The sequence below is a fragment of the Primorskyibacter aestuariivivens genome (genome assembly GCF_028023675.1).
In the GTDB taxonomy this organism is placed as follows: domain Bacteria; phylum Pseudomonadota; class Alphaproteobacteria; order Rhodobacterales; family Rhodobacteraceae; genus Marinovum; species Marinovum aestuariivivens.
Window position 1 is genome coordinate 1 of the sequence record NZ_JAQIOZ010000003.1, and the last position, 26,085, is coordinate 26,085.

Annotated in this window: 25 protein-coding genes; 12 read left to right on the forward strand and 13 right to left on the reverse strand. The window is 62.4% G+C overall.

Translation table 11 applies throughout. The annotated features are described in order from the left end of the window. Positions 1-149: 149 nt before the first annotated feature. The 3 genes from PGB28_RS02110 to PGB28_RS02120 form a co-directional block, all read right to left on the reverse strand. Complete coding sequence (locus PGB28_RS02110) at positions 150-1,274, reverse strand: iron-containing alcohol dehydrogenase (protein ID WP_271419827.1); 1,125 nt, start codon at positions 1,272-1,274, stop codon at positions 150-152. 25 nt (positions 1,275-1,299) lie between these two features. Next, complete coding sequence (locus PGB28_RS02115) at positions 1,300-1,566, reverse strand: hypothetical protein (protein ID WP_271419828.1); 267 nt, start codon at positions 1,564-1,566, stop codon at positions 1,300-1,302. Between the two features lie 125 nt (positions 1,567-1,691). Continuing rightward, positions 1,692-2,270: a TlpA family protein disulfide reductase gene (locus tag PGB28_RS02120; RefSeq protein WP_271419829.1), complete on the reverse strand. Its 579-nt coding sequence runs from the start codon at positions 2,268-2,270 to the stop codon at positions 1,692-1,694. On the opposite strand from PGB28_RS02120, the gene argH reads away from it, so the two are divergent. The 6 genes from argH to PGB28_RS02150 all read left to right on the forward strand — a co-directional run bounded on the left by argH (position 2,269) and on the right by PGB28_RS02150 (position 9,532). Next, positions 2,269-3,660, forward strand: coding sequence for an argininosuccinate lyase (gene argH / locus PGB28_RS02125; RefSeq protein ID WP_271419830.1), 1,392 nt, complete (start codon positions 2,269-2,271; stop codon positions 3,658-3,660). The genes PGB28_RS02120 and argH overlap by 2 nt on opposite strands. Further along, a complete protein-coding gene (locus PGB28_RS02130; protein WP_271419831.1) occupies positions 3,657-3,812 on the forward strand; it encodes a hypothetical protein in 156 nt (51 codons plus the stop codon). Before argH ends, PGB28_RS02130 begins: the two co-directional genes overlap by 4 nt. Further along, positions 3,812-4,129 carry a DUF2834 domain-containing protein gene (locus PGB28_RS02135; RefSeq protein WP_271419832.1) on the forward strand — a complete coding sequence of 106 codons (318 nt, stop codon included), beginning with the start codon at positions 3,812-3,814 and terminating at the stop codon, positions 4,127-4,129. Before PGB28_RS02130 ends, PGB28_RS02135 begins: the two co-directional genes overlap by 1 nt. 165 nt (positions 4,130-4,294) lie before the next feature. After that, positions 4,295-5,503 (forward strand): sugar-transfer associated ATP-grasp domain-containing protein, encoded by a 1,209-nt coding sequence (locus PGB28_RS02140; RefSeq protein WP_271419833.1) that lies wholly within the window; start codon positions 4,295-4,297, stop codon positions 5,501-5,503. 152 nt (positions 5,504-5,655) lie between these two features. Then, the gene (gene lysA, locus PGB28_RS02145) at positions 5,656-6,921 is read left to right on the forward strand and encodes a diaminopimelate decarboxylase (RefSeq protein ID WP_271419834.1); all 1,266 of its coding nucleotides are present in this window, start codon (positions 5,656-5,658) and stop codon (positions 6,919-6,921) included. Between the two features lie 40 nt (positions 6,922-6,961). Further along, positions 6,962-9,532 (forward strand): TIGR02302 family protein, encoded by a 2,571-nt coding sequence (locus PGB28_RS02150; RefSeq protein WP_271420173.1) that lies wholly within the window; start codon positions 6,962-6,964, stop codon positions 9,530-9,532. A 41-nt stretch (positions 9,533-9,573) separates the two neighbouring features. On the opposite strand, the gene PGB28_RS02155 is transcribed toward PGB28_RS02150, so the two are convergent. After that, positions 9,574-10,449 (reverse strand): zinc-ribbon domain-containing protein, encoded by an 876-nt coding sequence (locus PGB28_RS02155; RefSeq protein WP_271419835.1) that lies wholly within the window; start codon positions 10,447-10,449, stop codon positions 9,574-9,576. A 173-nt stretch (positions 10,450-10,622) separates the two neighbouring features. Between PGB28_RS02155 and PGB28_RS02160 the strand changes: the two genes are divergently transcribed. From PGB28_RS02160 to PGB28_RS02175, 4 genes are read left to right on the forward strand one after another with little or no spacing between them, the layout of a single operon-like run. After that, positions 10,623-11,300: a cell division ATP-binding protein FtsE gene (locus PGB28_RS02160; protein ID WP_271419836.1), complete on the forward strand. Its 678-nt coding sequence runs from the start codon at positions 10,623-10,625 to the stop codon at positions 11,298-11,300. Then, entirely contained in the window at positions 11,297-12,202 is a 906-nt protein-coding gene (locus tag PGB28_RS02165; protein ID WP_271419837.1) for a cell division protein FtsX, read from the forward strand. Before PGB28_RS02160 ends, PGB28_RS02165 begins: the two co-directional genes overlap by 4 nt. Further along, on the forward strand, positions 12,202-12,933 hold the full coding sequence (locus PGB28_RS02170) for a lysophospholipid acyltransferase family protein (RefSeq protein ID WP_271419838.1): 732 nt from the start codon (positions 12,202-12,204) through the stop codon (positions 12,931-12,933). Before PGB28_RS02165 ends, PGB28_RS02170 begins: the two co-directional genes overlap by 1 nt. Further along, the gene (locus tag PGB28_RS02175) at positions 12,908-13,513 is read left to right on the forward strand and encodes a pyridoxamine 5'-phosphate oxidase family protein (protein ID WP_271419839.1); all 606 of its coding nucleotides are present in this window, start codon (positions 12,908-12,910) and stop codon (positions 13,511-13,513) included. Before PGB28_RS02170 ends, PGB28_RS02175 begins: the two co-directional genes overlap by 26 nt. A 73-nt stretch (positions 13,514-13,586) precedes the next feature. Here PGB28_RS02175 and lpdA read toward each other — a convergent pair whose 3' ends face one another. The 7 genes from lpdA to sucC form a co-directional block, all read right to left on the reverse strand. Beyond that, complete coding sequence (gene lpdA, locus PGB28_RS02180) at positions 13,587-14,981, reverse strand: dihydrolipoyl dehydrogenase (protein WP_271419840.1); 1,395 nt, start codon at positions 14,979-14,981, stop codon at positions 13,587-13,589. A 135-nt stretch (positions 14,982-15,116) separates the two neighbouring features. After that, entirely contained in the window at positions 15,117-15,506 is a 390-nt protein-coding gene (locus tag PGB28_RS02185) for an MAPEG family protein (protein WP_271419841.1), read from the reverse strand. Between the two features lie 40 nt (positions 15,507-15,546). Continuing rightward, positions 15,547-15,816 (reverse strand): hypothetical protein, encoded by a 270-nt coding sequence (locus PGB28_RS02190; RefSeq protein WP_271419842.1) that lies wholly within the window; start codon positions 15,814-15,816, stop codon positions 15,547-15,549. Between the two features lie 3 nt (positions 15,817-15,819). Next, positions 15,820-17,316, reverse strand: a complete 1,497-nt coding sequence (gene odhB, locus PGB28_RS02195) for a 2-oxoglutarate dehydrogenase complex dihydrolipoyllysine-residue succinyltransferase (protein ID WP_271419843.1) — start codon at positions 17,314-17,316, stop codon at positions 15,820-15,822. Between the two features lie 3 nt (positions 17,317-17,319). Continuing rightward, on the reverse strand, positions 17,320-20,289 hold the full coding sequence (locus PGB28_RS02200; RefSeq protein WP_271419844.1) for a 2-oxoglutarate dehydrogenase E1 component: 2,970 nt from the start codon (positions 20,287-20,289) through the stop codon (positions 17,320-17,322). A gap of 119 nt (positions 20,290-20,408) precedes the next feature. Continuing rightward, on the reverse strand, positions 20,409-21,296 hold the full coding sequence (gene sucD, locus PGB28_RS02205; RefSeq protein ID WP_271419845.1) for a succinate--CoA ligase subunit alpha: 888 nt from the start codon (positions 21,294-21,296) through the stop codon (positions 20,409-20,411). Between the two features lie 85 nt (positions 21,297-21,381). Beyond that, the gene (gene sucC / locus PGB28_RS02210; RefSeq protein WP_271419846.1) at positions 21,382-22,575 is read right to left on the reverse strand and encodes an ADP-forming succinate--CoA ligase subunit beta; all 1,194 of its coding nucleotides are present in this window, start codon (positions 22,573-22,575) and stop codon (positions 21,382-21,384) included. 220 nt (positions 22,576-22,795) lie between these two features. On the opposite strand from sucC, the gene PGB28_RS02215 reads away from it, so the two are divergent. Further along, positions 22,796-23,809 (forward strand): glycosyltransferase family 2 protein, encoded by a 1,014-nt coding sequence (locus PGB28_RS02215; RefSeq protein ID WP_271419847.1) that lies wholly within the window; start codon positions 22,796-22,798, stop codon positions 23,807-23,809. 53 nt (positions 23,810-23,862) lie between these two features. Here the strand turns inward: PGB28_RS02215 and mdh are convergent, their stop codons facing one another. Beyond that, positions 23,863-24,825: a malate dehydrogenase gene (gene mdh / locus PGB28_RS02220; protein WP_271419848.1), complete on the reverse strand. Its 963-nt coding sequence runs from the start codon at positions 24,823-24,825 to the stop codon at positions 23,863-23,865. A gap of 157 nt (positions 24,826-24,982) precedes the next feature. Between mdh and PGB28_RS02225 the strand changes: the two genes are divergently transcribed. Beyond that, positions 24,983-25,738 carry a sulfite exporter TauE/SafE family protein gene (locus tag PGB28_RS02225; RefSeq protein ID WP_271419849.1) on the forward strand — a complete coding sequence of 252 codons (756 nt, stop codon included), beginning with the start codon at positions 24,983-24,985 and terminating at the stop codon, positions 25,736-25,738. Here PGB28_RS02225 and PGB28_RS02230 read toward each other — a convergent pair. Then, positions 25,735-26,052, reverse strand: a complete 318-nt coding sequence (locus PGB28_RS02230; RefSeq protein ID WP_271419850.1) for a hypothetical protein — start codon at positions 26,050-26,052, stop codon at positions 25,735-25,737. The genes PGB28_RS02225 and PGB28_RS02230 overlap by 4 nt on opposite strands. Positions 26,053-26,085 lie beyond the last annotated feature (33 nt).

Sequence of the window (26,085 nt, forward strand, 5' to 3'; positions counted from 1 at the left end):
GCGAGCGAAGCTTGCGATCGCTGTATTGCAGCTCTGACGGCGTACGTGGTCGTGGCGCTCCCGTGACGAACTTGTCCCATAATGCTTCCTTCAATTCCTGAGAAAAAATCACACCATCAAACCGTGGGATCAAACACCTAGTCGCTCTGTCATGTTGCGTTATCCATCAACTTGGACAGCGTGTCCGGGCCAAGCGGCACCGGATTTGCCTTCATCGACGACGAGGCCGCAGCGGCTTCGGCGGCCGTGCTACGCTGCTCCGGGGAGATGCCAAGCGCATCGAGCCCCGACAGACCGTTTTCACGGGACCACGCGGCCAGCCTGCTAAAAGCCTCATCCTTTGCGCCGCCCAGAGCTTCGGCGATCCAGTGCCGGATCTCGGCAATGCGGGCCTGTGTCCGGGGATCGGTGGCATGGCGGGCATTGACTTCAAGCGCATGCGGCAGAAGCGCGCCGCAAATCGCACCATGCGGGGCAGAGGAAAGCCCCCCGAGCGGACCGGCAAGGCCGTGCACCACGCCCAACCCCGCATTGGCGAGCGCCAGCCCGCCACAAAGACTGACCCAGGCGATCTCCTCGCGCGCCGCCGTGTCTTCGCCCTTCATCAGGCGGCACAGCGCGACCAGCCCGCGCGGGATGGCATCGCGGCAGAGCGCATCGGTCATCGGGTTGGCCCGGGTGCAGAGATAGGGTTCGATCACCTGTGTGACCGCGTCCAGCCCCGAGGCCAGCGTCACAGAGCGCGGGCAATTGTCGGTCAGCGCGGGATCGACCAGCGCGAGCCGCGGCAGCATGCGGGGGTCGCGCAGCGACACCTTGCGCTGATGCTCGGGCACGGCGATCACCGCGTTGCGGGTCACTTCGGCACCGGTCCCGGCGGTTGTGGGCAAAGCGACAAAGGGCAGGGGTGCGGTCTCAAGCGGCAGGCCTGCCCCCACGACCTCCAGATGATCGAGCATCGGGCGCGTACCGGAGGCCAGCGCGGCGATGGCCTTGCCCGCGTCAATGGCCGCACCACCGCCAAGCGCTGTGACCACGTCCGCGCCATGGCGGCGCGCCGCGTCAATCCCGGCCTGGACCATGTCCATATCTGGCTCGCCCGCTACCGCAAATCGGGCCACATCGCATCCGTTTTGAACCAGCGCCTCGGCAAGCCAGTCGGACCGGGCGGCATTTGCGCCATGGACAAGCAGCACGCGGGATCCAAAGGCGGCGATCCGGCCCACCGCAACGGAAGCCGTCCCCCGGCCAAAACAGATCTCGGTTGCGGTCATGAAGGAAAAAACAGGCAGCATCGTTTCAGACTTTCAAATCGTTTGCACCGGTGTCGATATGCGGTGCCCAGAAGACCACGGAGTCCGCGATCTGGCCGATCAATTCGCGATCTTTGAAGCTCAGTTCAAGCCAAATCTTGTTGTTCACGCCACTGGCTTCGGCAAAGGCTTTGAGCAGAAGGTCTTGCCGAACCCGGTCCTGGGCTTTGAACGTGGTGGAGTTGGTCGTCTCGGTCGTGATAGGTGAGGATCGCGAAGGCGAGCCGAGGCAGCGCCAGCCCAGATCACCCATGATGTCCGCGAAACTGTTGGATAAATCGACACAGTGACGCATTGCATCGGCACCGGTGGTCGTCCAGGCCTTGCGGAAAGAAACAGCCCCGGCGTCCGAGGCTGGGGCTGTGAAAGTAACGTGTCTCACATGCCGTGAGCGATCAGCGCTTTCACGATGGCCTTGGCGCTGTCACTGGCCCAGTTGGCGTCACCCTGCAGCCGGGCGATCTCGCGCCCGTCGCGGCCAAGGACCATTGTCGTGGGCAGGCCGAGCACGCCCATTTCGCGGGCCAGCGCCTGTTGCGGGTCACGGTAGAGCGGCAGGTTATCAACCCCGATGGAATCAAAGAACCGCGTCATGGCAGGGGGCGCATTGCGGCCCGTGGCCACGGTGACCACGGCAAAATCCTCGCCGCCGAACTCGTTCTGCAACTCGGAGAGCATCGGCATTTCCTTGCGGCACGGCGCACACCAGGTGGCCCAGAAATTCAGCAGCACGATTTGCCCGCGATAGGCGTCGAGCGCGATGGGCTCTTCGTCGAAAGTGAGGAACTCCGCCACCGGCGCCGCGGCAGGATCGGCAAAGAATTCAAGCTTGGACATATCGCCCGCCCGCAGGTTTTCGATCGCGGACCAGTCGGCGGCATTTGCGCTTGCCGCCAGCCCCGTATAGAGAACGGCGCAAACCAGCACCCGTTTCATTTCGCGCAAGGTGGCATGCATGTCAGACAAATCCTCTAACCAGATGTGGGGCGGTCGTTTCGCCGCCGGACCCGATGCAATCATGGAGGCAATTAACGCCTCGATCGGGTTCGACAAGCGCATGGCTGCCCAGGATATCGCAGGCTCGCGCGCCCATGCTGCCATGCTGGCCGCGCAAGGTATCATCGACGCTAAAGATGCCGAGGCGATGAGGGAAGGGCTTCTCACGATCTTGTCAGAGATTGAAGGCGGCAAATTCCAGTTCTCCACCGCGCTGGAAGACATCCATATGAATGTCGAGGCGCGCCTGAAAGAGGTGATCGGCGAGCCCGCAGGGCGTCTGCATACCGGGCGGTCCCGCAATGATCAGGTGGCCACGGATTTCAAGCTTTGGGTGCGCGATCAGTTGGACGCGGTGGATGCCGGTCTGAGTGCCCTCATGCGCGCACTTGTGGATCAGGCCGAGGCCGGGGCCGATTGGGTCATGCCCGGGTTCACCCATCTCCAAGTGGCGCAGCCGGTGACCTGGGGCCATCACATGATGGCCTATGTGGAAATGTTCGCCCGCGACCGGTCGCGTATCCGCGACGCGCGGACCCGGATGAATGAATGTCCCCTGGGCGCGGCGGCGCTGGCGGGCACATCCTTTCCGATAGACCGGGAGATGACGGCAAAAGCGTTGGGCTTTGACCGGCCTGCGGCCAATTCGCTGGACGCCGTGTCGGACCGCGATTTCGCGCTGGAATTCCTGTCTGCCGCCTCGATCTGTGCCATGCACCTGAGCCGTATGGCCGAAGAGCTGGTGATCTGGTCCTCGGCGCAGTTCCGTTTTGTCACGCTCAGCGATAGGTTCTCCACCGGCTCCTCGATCATGCCGCAAAAGAAGAACCCCGATGCCGCCGAGCTTATCCGCGCCAAGATCGGGCGGATTTTCGGGGCCAATGTGGCGCTGATGACGGTGATGAAAGGGCTGCCCTTGGCCTATTCCAAGGACATGCAGGAAGACAAGGAACAGGTCTTTGACGCCGCCGACAACCTGATGCTGGCGCTGGCCGCGATGGAAGGCATGGTCAAGGACATGTCGGCCAATCGCGAGAGCCTTGAAGCGGCGGCAGCGACTGGTTTTTCCACGGCCACCGATCTGGCCGACTGGCTGGTGCGGGTTTTGGGCATGCCGTTCCGCGACGCGCACCATGTCACCGGGTCGCTGGTGGCCATGGCCGAGGCAAAAGCCTGTGACCTGCCGGATCTGAGCCTTGACGACATGCAATCCGTGCACTCTGATATCACCCGGGACGTGTTCGACGTACTGGGCGTGCATAATTCGGTGGCTTCGCGCCTGTCCTATGGCGGCACCGCGCCCGAACGGGTCCGCGAACAGGTGGCGCGCTGGAAGGAGGCGCTGGCATGAAGGTTCTGACGATCTTTGCGGCATTGGCCGCTCTAGCAGGATGTGGCGTGGACGGCGCGCCGACCCGGCCAGAGAAGAAGCAATCCACGCCCATCGGCGTGAGCATCACCGGCAAGGCGGAAATCGGTGTCGTGGGGCGGTCGATCCGTTGATGTCGCCATTGCGCTGGATCTATCTGGCCCTAGCGATCTGGGGTGCGGTGCATCCCATGGCCTATTTCGTGACCTGGTTTCGCGAAAACGGCTTTGACCTGATGGGGATGGTGGACGCGTGGCACGTCAATGCTGCGACATCGGGGCTGGTCTGGGACCTGACGATTGCCGCTGTTGCTCTCACGGTTTGGGTCATTGCCGAGGTGGCGGTGCGCCGCAATTGGGAGGCACTCTGGGCGATACCGGCGACTTTTTGCATCGGTTTGTCCTGTGGGCTTCCGCTCTATCTCTTCCTGCGGACGCGCCCGGTGACCTGAGGCCCCGATTTCCGGACCGGATTTCGGGACTGGTGGGTTAATTCAATTGTCGTCAAATGCGCATCAAAGCGTGACGGGTCACAAGTATTGTTTCTTTCCGTCCAAATGCGGCCACAATTGCCGCGCATCTTCCGGCCAAGACCAGTCTCAGACCCGGAGGATCCAATGTCCACAGCCACCGTCAGCGCTGACAAATCCTTGCTATCGGGCCCCGCACCGAAGAAAGCCCCCGATGCGCCCAAGCTGGTGCGCGTGGCGCGCGAACATGGCGTGAACCCGATCACGCAATTTACGCAGGTGCTTCAGGGGCGGCGCAAGGTCAACGGTCTGAAATTGTCGGATTACTACGATTTCGAACTGTATCGTTTTGCCGACCGGACCAAGCGCATGGAATTCGTCGGTGTTCAGGGCAGTCGGCACCTCAACGGGAGCCTGTCCCCCGAGGGCGTTCGGCAGCATTGCGATTTCCTCAATGACAAGGTCATGCTGAGCGAGTTCCTGAACGGGCTTGGCCTGCGTTCGACGGAAACCCAGGCGGTGGTGGACAACCGCCGCCTGTTCGGGGATCTGCCCGTTTTGCGCAGCCTTGAGGATATCCGCACCTTTCTGACCCGCGACGCGCGCTTCCCGCTCTTTGCCAAACCTGCGGTCGGCTCACTCAGCGTCGGCTCCGCGCGTATCGAAGCTGTAGAGGAGGGCGGCAAGACATTGCGTTTCGGAAATGGCGAAACCGTTGCTCTTGATGAGTTCGCGCAGGAAATTCTGAACGATCACGCCAGGCGCGGCTTCCTGTTCCAGACCGCCGTTGCGCAACATCCCAAGCTGACCGAAATGACCGGCTCTGCGCTGGGCACGATCCGGGTTGTGACCGTCCCGGAAGAGGCGGATCGCCCGCGCGTTCTGTATGTACTGTGGAAAATCCCGTCGCCGCGCGCCATGTCCGACAATTTCTGGCAGGAGGGCTCGATGCTGGCACAGATCGAGCTTGAGACCGGCCGCATCGTGAAATGCCGTCTCGGCACCGGGCTGGACACCCAGCATATCGAGATGCACCCCGCAACCGGGCTGCCCATCGTGGGCGAAACCATTCCCTATTGGGACGAATTGAAGGCGCTGGCCGAAAAGGCCCATGCGCTGTTCCCGAACTCGGGCGTTCTGGGCTGGGATATCGGCATGTCCGAGGATGGGCCGGTCATCGTGGAATGCAACAATTCGCCGTTTCACACGCTCTATCAGCTTGCCACCGGCGAGGGCGTTCTGAACCCGCGTTTCACGCCGGTCTTTGACAAGATCGCCGCGCGGCAGGCCGACCGGCTCAAGGCCGCGAAGAAGGCGGAGAAGCAAAAGCGCAAGCGGATCAAACGCGGCGGTTGATTGCATCGGGGATTGGGGGCTCTGCCCCCGTCCTCGCGGGTGCGAGGACTCCCCCGAGGTATTTTTGAACAGAAGAAGATCAGGGACCCCGTCCCTGTTTGCGGTATGCGCAAGCCCATTGCGCAGGCCCGCGTTTTTGCTATGACGCGGCCATGGATCATTTCATGTATCGCGACGGCGCGCTTCACGCCGAGGATGTCCCTGTTTCCGAGATTGCGGCCAGCGTAGGCGCGCCGTTCTATCTCTATTCCACGGCCACGCTTGTGCGGCATTTCCAGCTGTTTGATCAGGCGCTCGATGGCCTGCCGCATCTGGTCTGCTACGCGATGAAAGCCGCCAGCAATCAGGCGATCCTCAAGACGCTGGCCGCTGCGGGCGCGGGCATGGACGTGGTGTCGGGCGGGGAATATGCGCGCGCGGTGGCGGCGGGTGTGCCGGGCGAGCGCATCGTGTTTTCCGGTGTTGGCAAGACCCATGAAGAGATCCGCGCCAGCCTGATTGGTGGGATTCGTCAGTTCAATGTGGAAAGCGAGCCGGAAATGGCCGTGATCTCCGAGGTGGCCACATCGCTGGGGCTGGAGGCGCCGATCACCATCCGGGTCAATCCGGATGTGGATGCCAAAACCCATGCCAAGATTGCCACCGGCAAATCCGAGAACAAGTTCGGCATTCCGATCTCTCGCGCGCGTGAAGTGTATGCCCATGCCGCCGACCTTCCGGGTATCAAGGTGGTGGGCATCGACGTGCATATAGGCAGCCAGCTGACCGAGCTGGAGCCGTTCCGGCTGGCCTATCTCAAGGTGGCGGAACTCACCGAGGCGCTGCGTGCGGATGGGCACGAGATTACGCGGCTTGATCTGGGCGGGGGCTTGGGCATTCCCTATACCCGCTCGAACGAGGCACCGCCGTTGCCCACCGATTACGGCAACCTGATCAAGGAGACCGTCGGCCATCTGGGCTGTGAGGTCGAGATCGAGCCGGGCAGGCTTATTGCCGGGAATGCGGGTATTCTGGTCAGCCGGGTGATCTATGTGAAGCAGGGCGAGGACCGGCAGTTCCTGATCCTCGATGCGGCAATGAACGATCTGATCCGCCCGGCCATGTATGACGCGCATCACGATATCGTGCCTGTGATCGAGCCGGAACCGGGCCTGGACCAGGTGCCTTATGACATTGTCGGACCGGTCTGTGAAAGCGGCGATACCTTTGCCAAGGGGCGCATGATGCCGGTCCTCAAAGCGGGCGATCTGGTGGCCTTTCGCTCTGCCGGGGCCTATGGCGCGGTCATGTCCAGCGAATACAACACCCGCCCGCTGATCCCCGAGGTGATGGTGCACAATGATAAATTTGCTGTCATCCGACCCCGTCCCACCTTTGACGAAATCATAAATCGCGATACCATCCCTGAATGGCTGTAGGGCTATGGTGCCTTGCCGCCTGTCATGACGGAGCGGTGCCATCACCCAATCACGCTATCAGCAAAGCCTGCGCCGGATACGTTTTCCGCTTGTTCTGACCCATCTGGGCCTCTGGGCGGAGCGCATCACGCGTGCCTTCTGGCCCCTGTGGTCGGTGCTGTTCGTGGCTTTGGCTCTGCTGATGCTGGGTGTGCAGGATTCGCTGCCCGTGGAAGCCGTCTGGATTATCGGAGTGGGTCTGGGCCTTGCGGCGGCTACTGCGCTGGTTCTGGGCATACGGTGGTTTCGGGTGCCCGGTCGTCAGGATGCGCTGGACCGGTTGGATGCAAACCTTTCGGGGCGTCCGTTGCAGACGCTCCGCGATACGCAGGCCATTGGCGGCGGTGATGCCGCGTCGCGCGCCGTGTGGGAGGCGCATCAGGCCCGCATGGCCGAGCGCGCGGCCGCCGCAAAAGCCGTTTCGCCGGACCTTCGCGTGTCGAAACGCGATCCTTACGCGCTGCGCTACGTGGCTGTTCTGGCCTTGTCGGTTGCGCTGATTTTCGGGTCTTTCCTGCGCGTCGGTTCGGTGGCCGAGATGACACCGGGCGGCGCGGCGCTGGCGGATGGGCCGGTTTGGGAGGGGTGGGTCGAGCCACCCGCCTATACGGGCCTGCCGTCGCTGTATCTCGCGGATCAGCCGGAGGGCGTGCTTGAAATAGCCGAAGGCAGCCGCATTACACTGCGGCTGTATGGACAAGTGGGGGCGCTGACCGTGGCCGAGAGCATCTCTGGCCGTACCGAAGATGTGCCGAGTGCCGCGGATGCATCGCAGAGCTTCGATGCCGTGCGGGCGGGTAAATTGTCCATCGAGGGGCCGGGCGGGCGCAGCTGGGACATCGCGCTGATCGCGGATAGCAATCCGACGGTGCAGGCGACTGACGACATCACGGCCGCCGCTTTTGGCGAAATGAGCCTGCCGTTCGAGGCCAGGGACGATTACGGCATTCGCGAAGGCGAGGCGATCATCTCGCTGGACATGGAGGCGCTGGACCGGCGCTACGGGCTGGCCCGCGACCCCGAACCCCGCGATGAAATCCGCATTCCGCTGCCAATGCCGGTGGCGGGCAATCGTGCGGCGTTCAACGAAACACTGATCGAGGATTTCTCGGAACACCCCTGGGCCAACCTGCCCGTGAAAATCGAGTTGACCGTAAGCGACGATCCGGGTCAGCAAAGCGCGCCCGCAGCGGTGAACGTGCCCCTGCCGGGACGCCGGTTCTTTGATCCGCTGGCGGCAGCGGTGATCGAACAGCGTCAGGCGCTGCTCTGGACGCGGGAAAACGCGCCCGACGTGATCATGGTTCTGCGCGCCGTGGTGCACCGCCCCGACGACGTGTTCCGCTCGGCGACCACCTATCTGCGCATGCGCACGATCCAGCGGCGGCTGGAGCTCTTTACCAAACATGGCCTGACCGAAGATCAGCGCGACGAGATTGCCGAGGCGATGTGGAACCTTGCCGTGCTGCTCGAAGACGGCGATCTGAACGATGCGCGCGAACGGCTGAAGCGGGCGCAGGAGCGTTTGTCGGAAGCGATGAAGAACGGGGCCAGCGATCAGGAAATCGCTGAGCTGATGCAGGAGCTGCGTCAGGCGACCGAGGATTACATGCGCCAGCTTGCGCAGGAACAGCGCCGCAATGGCGAGCAGAATCAGGAGATGGCCCAGAACCCCGAGAACATGATGGAAATGACGCAGGACGACCTGCAGGCCATGATGGACCGGATTCAGGAGCTGATGGAACAGGGCCGCATGGCCGAGGCTGAACAGGCCTTGCGCGAATTGCAGGAACTGATGGAAAACATGCAGGTCACGCAGGGCCAGCAGGGTCAGGGCCAGCAAAGCCCCGGTGAGCAGGCCATGGAAGGGCTGGCCGAGACGCTGCGCGAACAGCAAGGCCTGTCCGATCAGGCATTCCGCGATCTGCAGGAACAGTTCAACCCGAGCGCCAATCAGGGCCAGAGCCAAGGCAACGAGGGCCGCAATGGCGGTGAGGGCCGCGGCCAGAGCCACGAGGGCCAGCAAGGCGAAGGCCAGGGGCAGGGCGACGGCGAAGGCCAGCAGGGCCAACAAGGTCAGCGTGGCGAGCTTGCCGACCGGCAAGAGGCGCTGCGCCGCGAGGTCGAACGCCAGCGCGGAGCCATGCCGGGACAGGGGACCGAAGCCGGTCGCCGGGCACAGGAAGCGCTGCGTGACGCGGAGCGCGCCATGGATGGGGCCGAAGAGGCGCTGCGCGGCAACGACCTGCCCGAAGCGATTGATCGTCAGTCCGAGGCAATGGAAGCGCTGCGCGAAGGCATGCGCAACCTTGGTGAGGCGCTGGCCGAAGAGCAGCGCCAGCAAGGCGGGCAGGGTGACACCGCAGGGGCCCAAAGCCCCGACCAGCGCGACCCGCTGGGACGCGAGGCGGGCAATACCGGCACGATCAGTTCCAATGAAAACCTGCTGCAAGGCGAAGATGTCTATCGCCGTGCGCGGGAATTGCTGGACGAAATCCGCCGCCGTTCGGGTGACGGTGATCGTCCGGAGATCGAGCGCAACTATCTGGAACGTCTGCTGGACCGGTTTTGATCAAGGTGAAGCGGCGCGCATGGCTGCGCACCCGAACACTGTCAGTTGCTGCCCGGGGCGTCAGCCGGGGTCGCGGCCTCTGACGACATGCTGTCCAACCATTGCAGCCCTTGCAGAACCTTGGCGTCCAGCCACGCGCGACCATCATCCACCAGCGCAACATAGCTTTCCAACGGCCCCGCCGCCTGTGGCACCATTTCGGCAATCCTGTCGGCGTAGAGATAGACAGCAACGGCCAGCACGGCGAGCAGGATCACCCATGTGAACCCACGCCGGAACCCGCCCCTGGCGCGGTGCATATCCTGGCTGTCGTCGATTGCCCCTTGGGTCTCTGCCGCGCGCGGCTCGGAACTGGAGCGCAGGGTCGAGTTGATCTCTTCGATGTCGGGCAGCATGTCGCGGCGGGTGTTGCCCGCCGCAGCCGCAGCGGCCGAGACGGCGGCGGACCCAAACCCGTCATCACCATCATCAACGGACGTGCCGCGCATCCGGGCCATCCGTTCCCGCGCCTGCTGTGCCCGCTTCTCAGCTTCTTCGCTTGGCCCGCCGTCATCCAGACCTAGGTCCGGCTGCGTTTCGAGCGACCCGCTTTCGGCGGCGCGGGCGCGCGCCTCGTGCTCGGCCTCCTCGCGCAGAACATTGGCAATCTCGGGATCGAGCTGTCGCCGTTGCCGGCGTTCTGCCGGTGTCTCGGGGGCCGGTTCGGCTGCGACCGGAGCCACAGCTTCGCGGGCCGGGCTCACATCCTCCGGCGCGCCGTAAAGCGCGCTGTCCTCTTCTGCATCGTCCTGCGCGCTGGCAGGCTGCTGAAACCAGGTGTTGCCGCAATTGGAACATTGCACATCCCGACCGTCCTCGGGAATCACATCATCCGGAACTTCGTATTGTGCTTCACAATTTGGGCAGATCAGCCGCATTCATCCCACCTTTGTTTGCCCGTGCCTCAACCCTCGGGGGCATGGTTGCATCATAGGCAGACTGTCGGCAAGGAAAAGCGCAATGAACTCAAGGCCGCATTGAAACCTTCCCCGGCCTCGTGCAAAACGTATCGACAACGCATAACCCGTGATAATTCAGAGTTGGGGCGCCGGTGATCGAGCTTGAAAACGTGGCCTATTCCTACGGCGGTGGGGAATTGCTGACCGATATGTCCCTGCGCCTGCCGCCCGGGTCGTTTCACTTCCTGACCGGCCCCTCCGGCGCGGGTAAGACAACCTTTCTCAAGCTGTGCTACGGCGCACTGGTGCCCACAGCCGGGCATCTGAGGATGTTCGACAAGGATGTGCGCGAGATTGACCGGGACGGCATCGCCATGGCCCGCCGCCGCATTGGTGTGGTGCATCAGGATTGCCAGTTCCTTGATCACCTGCCGGTGGCCGAAAACATCGCGCTGCCGCTGGCCGTGTCCGGTCAGGACAAGCTGGAGGCACAGGCCGATCTCAAGGAGCTTCTGAACTGGGTGGGGCTGTCGTCACGCGCCAATGCCTATCCGCCTGAACTTTCGGGGGGCGAACGGCAACGCGCGGCGCTGGCGCGGGCGCTGATCCTGTCGCCGGATGTGGTGCTGGCCGATGAGCCCACGGGCAATGTCGATTGGGACATGTCCCAGAGACTTTTGCGGCTGTTGGTCGAGTTGAACAAGATGGGCAAGACCATCATGATCGCCACCCATGACCTGAGCCTGATCCGCGCGGCCAAGCCACATGTGCAGGCCCGCGTGCTGCGTATTTCGAACAGGCGGCTGCAATTGGCGGGGGCGGACCTGTGAAGGACTACCTGGCCGCGTTTCTTGATCTGTTTGGCGGCGATTCACAGGCCGACCGCGTCGTGCCGCCCACCGGCTTTACCGCGCGGCTGACCCTGTTCACGGCGGGCGCAATGGCGTTTCTCGCGGTATTTGCACTGGCCCTGTCGCTGGCGTCGGGGCGGTTGGCCTCGAACTGGCGGGACGCGCTGGCCGGGTCCGCGACGCTGCGGATTTCGGCCCCGGCCGAGCAAATGGCGGCCCAGACCGAGCGTGCGCTCAGGATCCTGTCCGAAACCCCCGGCGTGGCCGAGGCGCGCGCGCTGTCCCCCGAAGAGCAACGCGCGCTTCTGGAGCCATGGTTCGGGCCGGACCTGCCGGTGGAAAGCCTGCCGGTGCCGCAATTGATCGAAGTGCGTGAAAGCGGGCAGGGCTATGATGGTGACGGGCTGCGGCTGCGGCTGCAGGCGGAGTTGCCGGGCGCGGTGCTGGACGATCACACACGCTGGCGCAGGCCGCTGGTGCAGGCGGCGGGGCGGCTCAAGATCCTGGGTTGGGCGGCGATCCTGCTGATCTTTGGGGCCATGGGCGCGATGATCACGCTGGCCGCCAATGCAGCGCTGGCCGCCAATGCGCAGGTCATTCAAGTGTTACGTTTGATCGGGGCGACCGATGCCTACATCGCCGGGGCTTTTGTCCGGCGCTTCACACTGCGCGCTCTTGCTGGGGCGGCGCTTGGCATGGTGGTGGGGCTTTTGGCCATCCTGTTCCTGCCATCCGCCTCGGCCGAGGCAAGCATCCTGACGGGGCTGGGCTTTCAGGGCCTGCACTGGTTCTGGCCGCTTCTGGTACCGCCGCTTGCCGGTCTGGTGGCGTTTTTCGCGACGCGCTGGGCGGCGATGCGGGTTTTGGGAGGATTGCGTTGATGCAGCATCTGCGCTCACTGGTGTTCAACGTCCAGATGTACCTTGCCATGGTGGTCCTTGGCGTTGTGTATTTCCCCTATGCGGTCGCAACGCGAAACGGCGCCCTCAAGGCCTGCAAGACCTATTGTCGTTGGGTGATCTGGACCGCCGGATGGATGGTCGGCATCCGCTGCGAGGTGCGCGGCACGCCGCCCACAGACGAGCTGATGATCGCCGCGAAACACCAGTCGTTCCTCGACATCATCATGATCTTCAACGCCATTCCCAATGGCAAATTCATCATGAAGCGGGAACTGCTCTGGGCGCCGATCCTTGGGCTTTATGCCAAACGCATCGGCTGTGTTCCCGTGGCGCGCGGCAAACGCGGCGCGGCGATCAAGAAGATGGTGGCGGATGTGGCCGCAGGGCACGCCAATCCGGGGCAGTTGGTCATCTATTCGCAGGGCACGCGCGTGCCCCCCGGAAAATACCTGCCTTACAAGGTCGGCACCCATGTGCTCTATGCCCAGTTTGGCCACGAATGCGTCCCGGTGGCGACCAATGTTGGCGTGCTCTGGCCCAAGCGCGGTATCCTGCGCAAGCCCGGGGTGGCGGTGGTCGAATTCCTTGAACCAATCGAACCGGGGCTGGACCGTGTGACCTTCATGACCCGGCTTGAGACCGTGGTCGAAGCCAAATCCAACGAGTTGATGCGCGAGGCCGGGTTTGACGCGGACACTCACAACGCTTGAAGGCCTGCATGCATTGTATGGCGAACCGGTCCCTGCTGCCCTGCGCAAAGTGGTGCCACAGCTGACGCCCAGCTACCGCGCCTGGATCGAAGGATCGCGGTTCTGCGTGATCTCGACCGTTGGCCCCAACGGCACCGATGGCAGCCCGCGCGGCGATGATGGCCCGGTGGTGCGCGTGGCAGATGAAAAGACGCTCATGATGCCCGACTGGCGCGGCAATAACCGGCTCGACACGTTGCGCAATATCATCCGCGATCCGCGCGTGGCGTTGTTGTTCCTGATCCCCGGTTCGAAGACCACGGTGCGCGTGAATGGCCGTGCGTTTCTGACCGATGAACCCGAGGTGCTGCAAAGCTTTGAGCAGCGCGGCAAGCACCCCGCCACGGTGATCGTGATCGAGATCGACGAGGTCTATATCCAATGCGCCAAGGCGTTGATGCGCTCGGGGCTTTGGGGGCGGGACGATGCGGAGACCGTGCCGACGGTGGGCGAGATTCTGGCCGAGGTCACCAATGGCGAGGTCGGCTGCGGCGACTATGACGCCACCTACGAGGAAAAAGCCCAGCCGCGTTTGTGGTAGAGCGCCCATCGCTGCCGGGAAAAGCAAAGGGCGGCTACCAGGGCCGCCCTTTGTCATTCAAATGTTCCGTCGATCACATGTGGATCGGGCCGTCACCGCAGGCCAGCGCGGCCTCGCGCACGGCTTCGGAGAAGGTCGGGTGCGCGTGGCAGGTCAGCGCCAGATCTTCAGCAGAGGCACCGAATTCCATCGCCACGCAAACCTCGTGGATCAGGTCACCCGCCGCCGGGCCGATGATGTGGCAGCCCAGAATACGGTCGGTGTCTTTATCCGCCAGCAGTTTGACGAACCCGTCGCCCTGGAACACGGCCTTGGCGCGGCCATTGCCCATGAAAGAGAATTTGCCAACCTTGTAGTTGACGCCCGCCTCTTTCAGCTCCTGCTCGGTCTTGCCGACGCTGGCCACTTCGGGGGCAGTGTAGATCACGCCGGGGATCACGTCATAGTTCACATGACCATGCTTGCCCGCGATGACCTCGGCGGCGGCCATGCCTTCATCCTCGGCCTTGTGGGCCAGCATCGGGCCGTCGATGGCGTCGCCGATGGCAAAGATGCCGGGCACATTGGTGCGCCACTGATTGTCGGTCTTGATCTGGCCGCGCTCGGACATTTCCACGCCCAGAGCCTCAAGCCCCAGCCCGCCGGTAAAGGGACGGCGGCCGGTGGCGCACAGCACCACATCGGCGTCGAGGGTCTCTTCGCTGTCGTCCTTGCGCAGCTTATAGGTCACCTTGGCCTTGGTCTTGGTGGCATCGACCTTGGACACTGCCGCGCCCATGACGAATTTCATGCCCTGCTTTTCGAGCAGTTTTTTGAACTGCTTCTGAACCTCGCCGTCCATACCGGGGGTGATGGCGTCGAGGAATTCGATCACGGTGACTTCGGCACCCAGACGGGCATAGACCGAGCCCATTTCCAGCCCGATCACACCCGCTCCGATCACGATCATCTTTTTCGGCACCTTGCCCAGTTCCAGCGCGCCGGTTGAGGTCACGACAACCTTTTCATCCACGGTGACATCTGCGCCGGGAACCGGCGACGCCTCAGAGCCGGAGGCGATGATGATGTTCTTTGCTTCATGGACGTCGTCGCCCACTTTGACCTTGCCCGCTTCGGGGATCGAGCCCCAGCCCTTGAGCCAGTCGATCTTGTTCTTCTTGAACAGGAACTCGATGCCCTTGGTGTTTTGGCCGATCACATCGTCCTTGTAGGACAGCATCTGTTTCCAGTCGACGGAGGGGGATTTGCCCTTGAGACCCATCTTGGCAAAGTTGTGCTCGGCCTCGTGCAGCTGGTGCGAGGCGTGCAGCAGCGCCTTGGAGGGGATGCAGCCCACGTTGAGACAGGTCCCGCCAAGGGTTTCGCGCCCCTCGACACAGGCGGTCTTGAGCCCCAGTTGCGCGCAGCGGATGGCGGCCACATAGCCGCCGGGGCCTGCACCGATGACGATCACATCATAGCTTGCCATTTGATTGGTCCTTTCGTTGGATCGGGTGGGGGCGCTGCCCCCGTCGCCCTTGGGGCGACTCCCCCGAGGTATTTGTGAACAGAAGAAGAGGCTGGACGGCACAATGTCCAGAGCGAAGATATCCGGTCTGACAGGTCATAGGAGCGCCGCCAGCAGCATTATGGTGGTGGCGAGGAAGCCCACCGCCCAGATCGCGGAGCGCCACGGCGTCCAGCCGAAGAGATAGGCGGGGAAGTAAAGGATGCGGGCGATCAGGTAGAGCATCGCGCAGGCGGCGGTGACGCCGCTGGCCTGATCGGCATAGGTCACGACAAAAACCGCGATGGAGAAGAGGATCAGCCCCTCGAAATGGTTGTTCATCGCCCGCTGCGCGCGGCCCGCAAACCCGGTGAGCTGACGTGGTTCGTCACGCGGGGAGGCGGCGTATTTGGTGCCGACCTGTTTTTGCGCGCTGATGGAATAGATCCCAAACTGGATCACTTGCAAAAGCGCTGCGAGGGTGAGGGCGGTCAGTTCGGGGGTCATGTGCCTCGATCCGGGGGTGGCGAGGGGCGGTGTGCCCGCCTCAGGCCGGTGTTAGGAGTTTGACGGTGATATGGGCCACGCCGTCTCTTTCGCGATGCATGGCCAGTTCTTCCGAGTCGAAAAAGGCGCGGGCCTTTTCCAGATCGGTGATGGCAAAGAGCGCAACAGCGTGGTTTTCCCGGTCGGGATCACGCCAGACGTTCATGTCGACGATGCCGGCGGCTTTACGCGCGCCGACATCTTCGTGAAACACCTTGAACCAAGCATCAAAATCCGCGACGTCGGCCTGCCAGAGAGCGTGGGTTGCCATGGATCACAGATCCATCAGCAACCGGCGGGGATCTTCCAGCGCTTCCTTGACGCGCACGAGGAAGGTCACGGCGCCTTTGCCATCGACGATGCGGTGATCATAGGACAGGGCCAGATACATCATCGGGCGGATCTTGATTTCGCCATTGATGACCATCGGGCGGTCCTGGATCTTGTGCATGCCGAGGATGCCCGACTGCGGGGGGTTCAGGATCGGCGAGGACATCAGCGAGCCGTATACACCACCATTGGAGATGGTGAAGGTGCCGCCCTGCATTTCCGCCATGGACAGTTTGCCATCCCGCGCGCGGCGGCCTTTTTCGGCAATCGCGCCTTCGATCTCGGCAAAGGACATCTTGTCCGCGTCACGGATGACCGGAACGACGAGGCCCTGGGGCGTGCCAGCGGCGATGCCCATATGCACGAAGTTCTTGTAGACGATATCCGTCCCGTCGATCTCGGCATTCACCTCGGGCACTTCTTTCAGCGCGTGGCAGCAGGCCTTGGTGAAGAAGGACATGAAGCCCAGGCGGACGCCGTGTTTCTTCTCGAACAGGTCCTTGTACTGCTTCCGCAGCGCCATGCATTCGGTCATGTCCACCTCGTTATAGGTGGTCAGGATCGCGGCGGTGTTCTGCGCATCCTTGAGACGCTTGGCAATGGTCTGGCGCAGGCGGGTCATTTTCACCCGCTCTTCGCGCGCCGCATCATCGGCAGGCACCGGCGCGCGGGGCGCAGCGGCGGCAGGCGCGGGGGCAGTGGCGGCGGCGACGGCCTTGGCCACATCGGCCTTGGTCGCGCGGCCATCACGGCCGGTGCCGGTTACGGCGTCACGCGAGATGCCTGCTTCGGCCATCGCTTTCTCGGCGGCGGGGCCGTCCTTGACACCACCGGCTGCCGGGGCTGCGGCGGGGGCAGGGGCGGCTTCGGCTGCGGGCGCAGAAGCGGCACCAGCGGAGCCACCAATGACGGCCAGCTTGGCAGAGGCATCCACGGTGGTGCCTTCGGGGGCCACGATCTCGGACAGGACACCAGCGGCGGGTGCGGGCACTTCGACCGAGACCTTATCGGTTTCCAGTTCGCAGAGCATCTCGTCCTGCGCGACCGTGTCGCCGACCTTTTTGAACCAGGTCGAAACAGTTGCTTCGGTCACAGATTCACCCAGCGTGGGGACCATGACGTCCACGCTGTCACCGCCGCCCGATGCGGCAGGTGCGGCTGCGGGGGCCTCGGATTTGGCAGGCGCAGAGGCAGCCGCTTCGCCACCTTCGGCGATATTGGCCAAGAGCGCATCAACGCCCACGGTTTCGCCTTCTTGCGCAACGATATCTGCCAGCGTGCCAGCGGCGGGCGAGGGCACCTCGACCGTCACTTTGTCGGTTTCCAGCTCGCAGAGCATCTCGTCCACGGCAACGCTGTCGCCGGGTTTCTTGAACCAGGTGGCCACTGTGGCCTCGGTCACGGATTCGCCGAGGGTGGGTACACGTACTTCGGTTGCCATGTCTTACTTTCCTTCGATGGTCAGCGCCTGATCGACCAGCGCTTCTTGTTGTGCTTTGTGCTGCGAGGCCAGGCCCGTGGCGGGCGAGGCGCTGGCGGCGCGACCGGCATAGACCGGGCGGTTATGCTTGGCTTTGATGCGGTTCAGGACCCATTCCAGGTTGGGTTCCATAAAGGTCCAGGCACCCTGGTTCTTGGGCTCTTCCTGACACCAGACCATTTCGGCATTCTTGAAGCGTTCCAGTTCCTTGACCGCGGAGATTGCCGGGAAGGGGTAGAACTGTTCGAAACGCAGGATATAGACATCGTCGATGCCACGTGCGTCGCGCTCTTCCAGCAGGTCGTAATAGACCTTGCCCGAACACATCACCACGCGCTTGATCTTGTCATCGGCGACCAGCTTGGTGTCGGAATGACCCTTTTCGGCATCGTCCCAAAGCACCCGGTGGAAGCTCGACCCGGTGGTGAAATCATCCTTGTCCGAGATCGCCAGCTTGTGACGCAGCAGCGATTTCGGCGTCATCAGGATGAGCGGTTTGCGGAAGGTCCGGTGCAGCTGGCGGCGCAGGATGTGGAAATAGTTCGCGGGCGTCGTGCAGTTCGCCACGATCCAGTTGTCCTGACCGCACATCTGCAGGAAGCGTTCCAGACGCGCCGAGGAGTGTTCCGGTCCCTGTCCTTCAAACCCGTGCGGCAGAAGCACGGTCAGACCGGACATGCGCAGCCATTTGCTTTCGCCCGAGCTGATGAACTGGTCGAACATGATCTGCGCGCCATTGGCAAAGTCACCGAACTGCGCCTCCCAGAGCGTCAGGGCATTGGGTTCGGCCATGGAGTAGCCGTATTCGAAGCCCAGCACCGCGTATTCCGAAAGGGCCGAGTCGATCACTTCATAGCGGGCCTGACCGTTGCGGATATGGTTGAGCGGGTAGTAGCGCTCTTCGGTTTCCTGGTTCACGATGCCCGAATGACGCTGGGAGAAGGTGCCGCGCGTGCTGTCCTGACCGGCCAGACGCACCTTGTAGCCCTCGGTCAGAAGCGAGCCAAAGGCCAGCGCCTCGGCCGTGGCCCAGTCAAAGCCTTCGCCGGTCTCAAACATCTTCTGCTTGCTTTCGAGCAGACGACCGATGGTCTTGTGCACCGGGTAACCTTCGGGCAGGCGGGTCAATGCCTTGCCCACTTCTTCTAGGGTTTCATCCTTGATCCAGGTCTCGCCGCGTTGGTAATCCTCGTCCTGACGGTCAAGGTGGGACCACTTGCCGTCCAGCCAGTCGGCCTTGTTCGGCTTGTAGTTCTTGCCCGCTTCGAACTCTTCGTTGAGGAAGGCCTGGAACCCGGCTTTCATGTCCTCGATCTCGCCCTCGGGGATGAGACCATCCTTGACCAGACGCTCGGTATAGAGCGACAGGGTGGTTTTGTGGCCCTTGATCTTCTTGTACATGAGCGGATTGGTGAACATGGGCTCGTCGCCCTCGTTGTGACCAAACCGGCGGTAGCAGAAGATGTCGATGACCACGTCCTTGCCGAATTTCTGACGGAACTCGGTCGCCACCTTGGCGGCGTGCACCACGGCCTCGGGGTCGTCACCATTGACATGGAAGATCGGCGCTTCCACCACCAGAGCGTTGTCGGTGGGATAGGGCGAGGAGCGCGAGAAATGCGGCGCGGTGGTGAAACCGATCTGGTTGTTCACCACGATATGGATCGTGCCGCCGGTCTTGTGACCGCGCAGGCCCGACAGGGCAAAACATTCCGCCACGACGCCCTGACCTGCAAAGGCCGCGTCACCGTGCAGAAGGATCGGAATGACGCTCTTGTGCTCGGGATCGTTCAACTGGTCCTGCTTGGCGCGGGCCTTGCCCAGAACCACCGGGTTCACCGCCTCAAGGTGCGAGGGGTTGGCGGTCAGCGACAGGTGCACCTTGTTGCCGTCAAACTCGCGGTCGGAGGAGGCGCCAAGGTGGTATTTCACGTCGCCGGAACCGTCCACATCCTCGGGTTTGAAGGAGCCGCCCTGGAATTCGTTGAAGATCGCGCGGTAGGGCTTGGCCATCACATTGGCCAGCACCGACAGACGCCCACGGTGGGGCATACCGATCACGATCTCTTTCACGCCCAGCGCGCCGCCGCGCTTGATGATCTGTTCCATCGCGGGGATGAGGCTTTCGCCGCCGTCGAGACCGAAACGTTTGGTCCCCATGTACTTGACATGCAGGAATTTCTCGAAACCCTCGGCTTCGACCATCTTGTTGAGGATGGCTTTCCGGCCTTCACGGGTAAAGCTGATTTCCTTGCCGTAGCCTTCGATCCGCTCTTTGAGCCAGGCCGATTGCTCGGGGTCGGAAATGTGCATGTATTGCAGCGCAAAGGTGCCGCAATAGGTCCGCTTCACGATATCGACAATCTGGCGCATCGAGGCGATCTGCAGCCCCAGCACGTTGTCGATAAAGATCGGGCGATCCATGTCGGCTTCGGTAAAGCCGTAGGTTTTCGGGTCCAGCTCGGGATGCGGTGTCTCTTCGCGCAGACCCAGAGGATCGAGGTCGGCGGCAAGGTGACCCCGGATCCGGTAAGCCCGGATCAGCATGAGCGCGCGGATCGAATCCAGCACGGCGCGCTGGATCTGGTCATCGGTCAGTTCAATGCCTGCGGATTTCGCCTTGTCGGCGATCTTCTGGCCCGCGGCCCTGGCCTCTTTCGGGGCCGGCTCTGCGGGCCATTCACCGGTCAACGCGCCCGTCAGATCGTCATTGGGCTGCGGCGGCCAGTCGGCGCGCAGCCAGCTTGGGCCCTCTGCCTCTTTCTTGACGTCCAGTTCGGCATCGCCAAGCGCGCCGAAAAACTCCTGCCACGCCTGATCCACCGCGTTCGGGTCATTGGCATAGCGGGCATACATCTGTTCGAGATATTCCGCATTCGCGCCCTGCATGAAGCTGGAGGCGTGAAACAGGTCGTTGGGCGATTGATCCGTCATATTGTTTTCCTCTCGACCGATCTTGGAAGCAGCAAGAAAGCGGGCCTTGGCTCTGGCCCGCCGTCATGGTGCTTCGGGAAGGGCCGGTTGCGGCCCTTCCCGGGAATGACGCGGGCGGCTTAGCCCTTGTCGATCGCTTCCTTGACGGCTTCGCCCAGCGTCGCGGGGCTGTCGGCCACCACGATGCCAGCGGAACGCATGGCTTCGATCTTGTCTTCTGCGCCGCCTTTGCCACCGGCAACGATGGCACCGGCATGGCCCATGCGGCGGCCCGGAGGCGCCGTGCGACCGGCGATGAACCCGGCGGTGGGCTTCCAGCGGCCCTTTTTCTTCTCGGAGGCCAGGAATTCTGCGGCTTCTTCTTCCGCGGAACCCCCGATCTCACCGATCATGATGATCGACTGGGTCTCGTCATCGGCCAGGAACATTTCCAAAACGTCGATATGCTCGGTGCCCTTGATCGGGTCGCCGCCGATACCCACGGCTGAAGATTGGCCAAGGCCCATATCGGTGGTCTGTTTGACCGCCTCATAGGTGAGCGTGCCCGAGCGCGAAACCACGCCGCAGGAGCCGCGCTTGTGGATGTGGCCGGGCATGATGCCGATCTTGCAGGCGTCGGGCGTGATGATGCCGGGGCAGTTCGGGCCGATCAGACGCGATTTCGAGGTTTCCAGCGCACGCTTGACCTTCATCATGTCCAGCACCGGGATGCCCTCGGTGATGCAGACAATCAGTTCCATTTCGGCGTCGATGGCTTCGAGGATCGAATCCGCAGCAAAGGGCGGCGGCACGTAGATGACAGAGGCGTTGGCCTCGGTCACGTGCTTGGCTTCGTGCACCGAATTGAAAATCGGCAGGTCAAGATGGGTCTGACCACCTTTGCCGGGGGTCACACCGCCGACCATCTTGGTGCCATAGGCGATGGCCTGTTCAGAGTGGAATGTGCCCTGCGAGCCGGTGAGGCCCTGACAGATCACCTTGGTATTTTCGTCTACGAGGACTGCCATTTTCGGCTACTCCTTTGAAATCTTTCGTAGGGTGGGCATTTCTGCCCACCGTCGCGCATTGGTGGGCAAATTGCCCACCCTACGATCAGCCCTTAACCGCTTTCACGATCTTCTGGGCGCCATCCTTGAGGTCATCGGCGGCGATCACGTCAACGTCGGAGTTGTTGATGATCTCTTTGCCTTTTTCCACGTTGGTGCCTTCAAGACGCACAACCAGCGGAACCTGCAGGCCCACCTCTTTCACCGCGGCGATCACGCCCTCGGCGATGACGTCACAGCGCATGATGCCGCCAAAGATGTTGACCAGGATGCCTTTGACGTTGGGGTCAGAGGTGATGATCTTGAACGCTTCGGTCACCTTCTCCTTGGTCGCGCCGCCGCCTACGTCGAGGAAGTTGGCAGGCTCGGCACCGTAGAGCTTGATGATGTCCATGGTCGCCATGGCAAGGCCCGCGCCGTTCACCATACAGCCGATCTCACCGTCCAGAGCGATGTAGTTCAGGTCGTACTTGGACGCCTCAAGCTCTTTGGGGTCTTCTTCGGTGGTGTCGCGCAGTTCGGCAATATCCGGGTGGCGGTAAACCGCGTTGCCGTCAAAGCCGACCTTGGCGTCGAGAACCTTGAGCGACCCGGCATCGGTGATGATCAGCGGGTTGATCTCAAGCATCTCCATGTCTTTTTCGATGAAGGCTTGGTAGAGCAGACCCATCAGCGCCACGCATTCCTTGACCTGCTTGCCTTCAAGGCCCAGCGAGAACGCGATGCGGCGACCGTGGAAGGGCTGGTAGCCCGTGGCCGGATCAACCGAGAAGGACAGGATCTTTTCAGGAGTGGCTGCGGCCACCTCTTCAATGTCCATGCCGCCTTCGGTCGAGCAGACAAAGGAAACGCGGCTGGTCTGGCGGTCCACCAGAAGCGCGAGATAGAGTTCGCGCTCAATGCCCGAACCGTCTTCGATATAGATGCGGTTGACCTGTTTGCCCGCCGGGCCGGTCTGGTGGGTCACAAGGGTGCGGCCCAGCATCTTCTTGGCTTCCTCAGCCGCTTCTTCCACCGACTTGGCGAGGCGCACGCCACCGGCTTCACCGGCACTGGCTTCCTTGAAGGAGCCTTTGCCGCGACCACCCGCGTGGATCTGAGCCTTGACCACCCACAGGGGGCCGTCCATTTCACCGGCTTTGGTTTTGGCTTCTTCCGCTTTCAGAACGACGCGTCCATCCGATACCGGTGCGCCGTAGCTGCGAAGCAGAGCCTTCGCCTGATACTCATGAATGTTCATGGATCATCTGTCCCGTCTTGCTACAATTGCCACAGCCTTAAGGGATTAAAGTACAGCATCTAAACGCCATTTTGACGCAGCACGGTTGTTAGCGTGCAAAAAGCGACATTTGTGATCACACGTTTAAATCGTGTGATCACAAAAATACGCGCTAATGCGCCTTGGCAGAGAATCAGCCGACGATTACGGTTGCCGCGAGCCTTTCGCAAAAGGAGTTTTCATGTCCGCCACCTGGGGCATCGTGATGACGGTGCGTGAACCAGCGCAACTGGTTCTGGCCAATGTGGCCTGGCACCTTGGGACCGGTGCGTCGGAAATCCATGTCTATCTTGATGACCCTCGTGACCCGATTAAGCCGCAACTCGATGCGCTTGGGCCGGTGCGTGTGACATGTTGCGATGCCGCGCATTGGCGCGACGCTGCGCAATCCCAACAGCGCCCCGCGTCGATCAATCGCCGACAGGGGCGCAATGCTGTCCACGCTATGGTGCGCGCGAACACCGATTGGTTGATCCATCTGGACGCCGATGAGTTTCTGTTTCAGGAGCGACCGCTCGCCAATGAACTGGCCGTCGCGCGCGAACTGGACTGCGAGGTCCATTTCCCGGTGCACGAGCGCTTCTTTTGCCGCGATGTACCGGTGCATTCCATCTTTGACGGGCTGTTTCGCACCACCACCAAAGGGTTGAACCGCCGCACCGACGGGCGCAGCAATGATGCGGTCATTTTCGGCGCGCACCTGCCTGTGCTCAATAACGGGGTGCTGGCCCATTCCGCAGGAAAATGCGCCGCCCCCACCGACAGCGATTTCCGTCTCGGGCTGCACTGGTCCTACCGGGGAAAGGGGCGCGACCGGGCGCAACGCTACCGCTCGACCTCGACCCGGTTGCTGCATTTCGACGGGCTGACTCGGCTGCACTGGCTGGGCAAGCTCATGCGCTACCGCGACACGCCTGCGGAAGACCTGAAATTTCCGCCGCACAGGCTGGCTCAGATCGGGATTTTTCAGGACATCGCTGATGATCCCGAAGCCTTGGCCGAATTTCACCGGGAGTTTCGTGAGCTCGAGCCGGACGCAATCGAGCGGCTGCGTGACTTCGGTCTGCTCTATGAAACGCCGTTCGATCCCGTGCCGATGCTCCGGGAGGTCCTTGGCGATGTGCCGGATCTGAGCTCTGAAAGCTTTGATCGCGACGTGCGGCGCGCAAATCCTGGCCTTTTGAACGGCCTCTGAAACGAAAAAGGGCGCCCCGGTCGGAGCGCCCTTATTAATTCTGGCGGGATCGCTTAGGCCAGCGAGCTGTCGATGCCTTTGCAGGCCTCGACCAGACCTTGGACGGCCTTCACGGACACGTCGAACATCTCCTGCTCTTCCTTGTTGAGCTTGATGTTGACGATTTTCTCGATGCCACCGGCACCGATCACGGTGGGCACGCCCACATACATGCCGTCGAGGCCAAACTCGCCGTCGCAATAGGCCGCGCAGGGCAGGACGCGCTTCTGGTCTTTCAGATAGGCTTCTGCCATCTCGATGGCCGAGGTGGCCGGCGCGTAGAAAGCGGAGCCGGTTTTCAGCAGGCCGACGATTTCGGCGCCGCCGTCACGGGTGCGCTGCACGATCGCGTCCAGCTTCTCCTGTGTGGTCCAGCCCATCTTGACCAGATCGGGCAGCGGGATACCGGCAACGGTGGAGTAGCGCACCGACGGCACCATGGTGTCGCCGTGGCCGCCCAGAACGAAGGCGGTGACGTCTTTCATCGACACTTCGAACTCGGTGGCGAGGAAGTGACGGAAGCGCGCGCTGTCCAGAACACCGGCCATGCCGCAGACCTTGTTCGCGGGCAGGCCCGAGAATTGCTGCAGCGCCCAGACCATCGCGTCGAGCGGGTTGGTGATGCAGATCACGAAGGCGTCCGGCGCGTTGTCGCGGATGCCTTCGCCCACGGATTTCATCACCTTGAGGTTGATGCCCAGCAGGTCATCACGGCTCATGCCCGGCTTGCGCGGCACACCGGCGGTCACGATGCAGACATCTGCGCCCGCGATATCGGCATAATCCTGGGTGCCTTTCAGGGTGGCGTCAAAGCCTTCCGAGGGACCGGATTCCGCGATGTCGAGCGCTTTGCCTTCCGGGGTGCCTTCGGCAATGTCGAACAGGACGACGTCGCCCAGTTCCTTGAGTGCAACGAGGTGAGCAAGGGTGCCACCGATCTGTCCCGCGCCGATGAGGGCGATCTTGGGTCTGGCCATGGAATTTTCTCCGGTCCGTTGAATTTGGCACGTGGGGTAGAGCGGAAATGCGTTTCGCGCAAGGGCGCTGCACTGCGGCGCGTGCGCGCGCTTGGGCTGGTTGTCGGGGGCCGGTAGCGCTAAAGACCCTAAAACGGCAGGATTTTAAAGGGTCACCATGTTGGAATTCACCCCCGGATTTTTCGCCATTGCAGTGCCTGCAGTGATCTTTGCCGGGATTTCCAAGGCCGGTTTCGGGTCCGGCGCGGCCTTTGCCAGCGCGTCGATTCTGGCGATCGTGCTGCCGCCGGGCATCGCGCTGGGCATCATGCTGCCGCTTCTGATGCTGGTCGACGTGGCCTCGCTCCGCCCCTATTGGCGGCGATGGTCCTGGCCCGAGGCGCGGGTCTTACTGACCGGTGCCGTTCCGGGTGTGGCGCTGGGCGCCTTGTTCTACCGCTGGGCCGATGACGATGCGATCCGGCTGTTGATCGGCGCGGTATCACTTGGGTTTGTTGCCTGGCAGCTCTCGGTCAAACGCGGTTGGGTCCGGCTTGGTGCGCGTCCCTTGCCATTGTCCGGGGGGTATCCGGCCGGGATCGTGGCCGGGTTCACCAGCTTTGTCAGCCACGCGGGCGGCCCGCCATCAGCGGTCTTTCTGCTCGGTCGCAGGCTGGACAAAACCACCTATCAGGCAACGACCGTTCTGGTTTTCTGGGCAATCAATATCGCGAAATTCCTGCCCTACAGCTTCATGGGCATTTTCACGGCGCAGACCCTGCTTGCCGATCTGTTTCTGGCCCCCGCCGCGCTCATTGGTGCATGGTTGGGTGTGCGCGCGCATTTCCTGATTTCGGAACGGGCGTTCTTTGCGCTGACTTACACGCTCCTGACCTGCACCGGAGCCAAGCTGATCTGGGACGCGCTAGTCTAGGCGTCCTTGTCATTGGCGGGCAAAGCCTCGGCCAGGGTTTCAAACGCCTGACCACTGGCCATCAGGCAGGTGACCCCGTCGGGCATGGTTGCTGTGATGGTCCAACTTCCGGTCTCACGACTGGCGAAAACCTCGACCACCACGTTGTTGCCACCAAGCCCGATGGATTGACGGGTTTCGCCATAGCTTTGGGCCAGACGGTCAAGCATGACATCGCGTGTTGCGCAATGATTGCGGCCCTGTGCCGGGAGCTGGGTTGCAGCAAGGATAAGCGTCGACGCCGCCATGGCCAGTGTGAAATCATTCAGTTTCATCTCGTCACCTTTTGGTTCCCTTGCCAGGTGGCG

Bases quoted from the DNA above. Each gene is read 5' to 3' on its own strand.
- mdh (WP_271419848.1), bottom strand. From the start codon at position 24,825: ATGGCCAGACCCAAGATCGCCCTCATCGGCGCGGGACAGATCGGTGGC.
- odhB (WP_271419843.1), bottom strand. From the start codon at position 17,316: ATGGCAACCGAAGTACGTGTACCCACCCTCGGCGAATCCGTGACCGAG.
- PGB28_RS02200 (WP_271419844.1), bottom strand. From the start codon at position 20,289: ATGACGGATCAATCGCCCAACGACCTGTTTCACGCCTCCAGCTTCATG.
- PGB28_RS02185 (WP_271419841.1), bottom strand. From the start codon at position 15,506: ATGACCCCCGAACTGACCGCCCTCACCCTCGCAGCGCTTTTGCAAGTG.
- PGB28_RS02230 (WP_271419850.1), bottom strand. From the start codon at position 26,052: ATGAAACTGAATGATTTCACACTGGCCATGGCGGCGTCGACGCTTATC.
- PGB28_RS02215 (WP_271419847.1), top strand. From the start codon at position 22,796: ATGTCCGCCACCTGGGGCATCGTGATGACGGTGCGTGAACCAGCGCAA.
- lpdA (WP_271419840.1), bottom strand. From the start codon at position 14,981: ATGGCAAGCTATGATGTGATCGTCATCGGTGCAGGCCCCGGCGGCTAT.
- PGB28_RS02130 (WP_271419831.1), top strand. From the start codon at position 3,657: ATGAAGGTTCTGACGATCTTTGCGGCATTGGCCGCTCTAGCAGGATGT.
- PGB28_RS02115 (WP_271419828.1), bottom strand. From the start codon at position 1,566: ATGGGTGATCTGGGCTGGCGCTGCCTCGGCTCGCCTTCGCGATCCTCA.
- lysA (WP_271419834.1), top strand. From the start codon at position 5,656: ATGGATCATTTCATGTATCGCGACGGCGCGCTTCACGCCGAGGATGTC.
- PGB28_RS02225 (WP_271419849.1), top strand. From the start codon at position 24,983: ATGTTGGAATTCACCCCCGGATTTTTCGCCATTGCAGTGCCTGCAGTG.
- PGB28_RS02110 (WP_271419827.1), bottom strand. From the start codon at position 1,274: ATGACCGCAACCGAGATCTGTTTTGGCCGGGGGACGGCTTCCGTTGCG.
- PGB28_RS02135 (WP_271419832.1), top strand. From the start codon at position 3,812: ATGTCGCCATTGCGCTGGATCTATCTGGCCCTAGCGATCTGGGGTGCG.
- sucD (WP_271419845.1), bottom strand. From the start codon at position 21,296: ATGGCAGTCCTCGTAGACGAAAATACCAAGGTGATCTGTCAGGGCCTC.
- PGB28_RS02190 (WP_271419842.1), bottom strand. From the start codon at position 15,816: ATGGCAACCCACGCTCTCTGGCAGGCCGACGTCGCGGATTTTGATGCT.
- PGB28_RS02120 (WP_271419829.1), bottom strand. From the start codon at position 2,270: ATGCATGCCACCTTGCGCGAAATGAAACGGGTGCTGGTTTGCGCCGTT.
- argH (WP_271419830.1), top strand. From the start codon at position 2,269: ATGTCAGACAAATCCTCTAACCAGATGTGGGGCGGTCGTTTCGCCGCC.
- PGB28_RS02140 (WP_271419833.1), top strand. From the start codon at position 4,295: ATGTCCACAGCCACCGTCAGCGCTGACAAATCCTTGCTATCGGGCCCC.
- PGB28_RS02155 (WP_271419835.1), bottom strand. From the start codon at position 10,449: ATGCGGCTGATCTGCCCAAATTGTGAAGCACAATACGAAGTTCCGGAT.
- sucC (WP_271419846.1), bottom strand. From the start codon at position 22,575: ATGAACATTCATGAGTATCAGGCGAAGGCTCTGCTTCGCAGCTACGGC.
- PGB28_RS02170 (WP_271419838.1), top strand. From the start codon at position 12,202: ATGCAGCATCTGCGCTCACTGGTGTTCAACGTCCAGATGTACCTTGCC.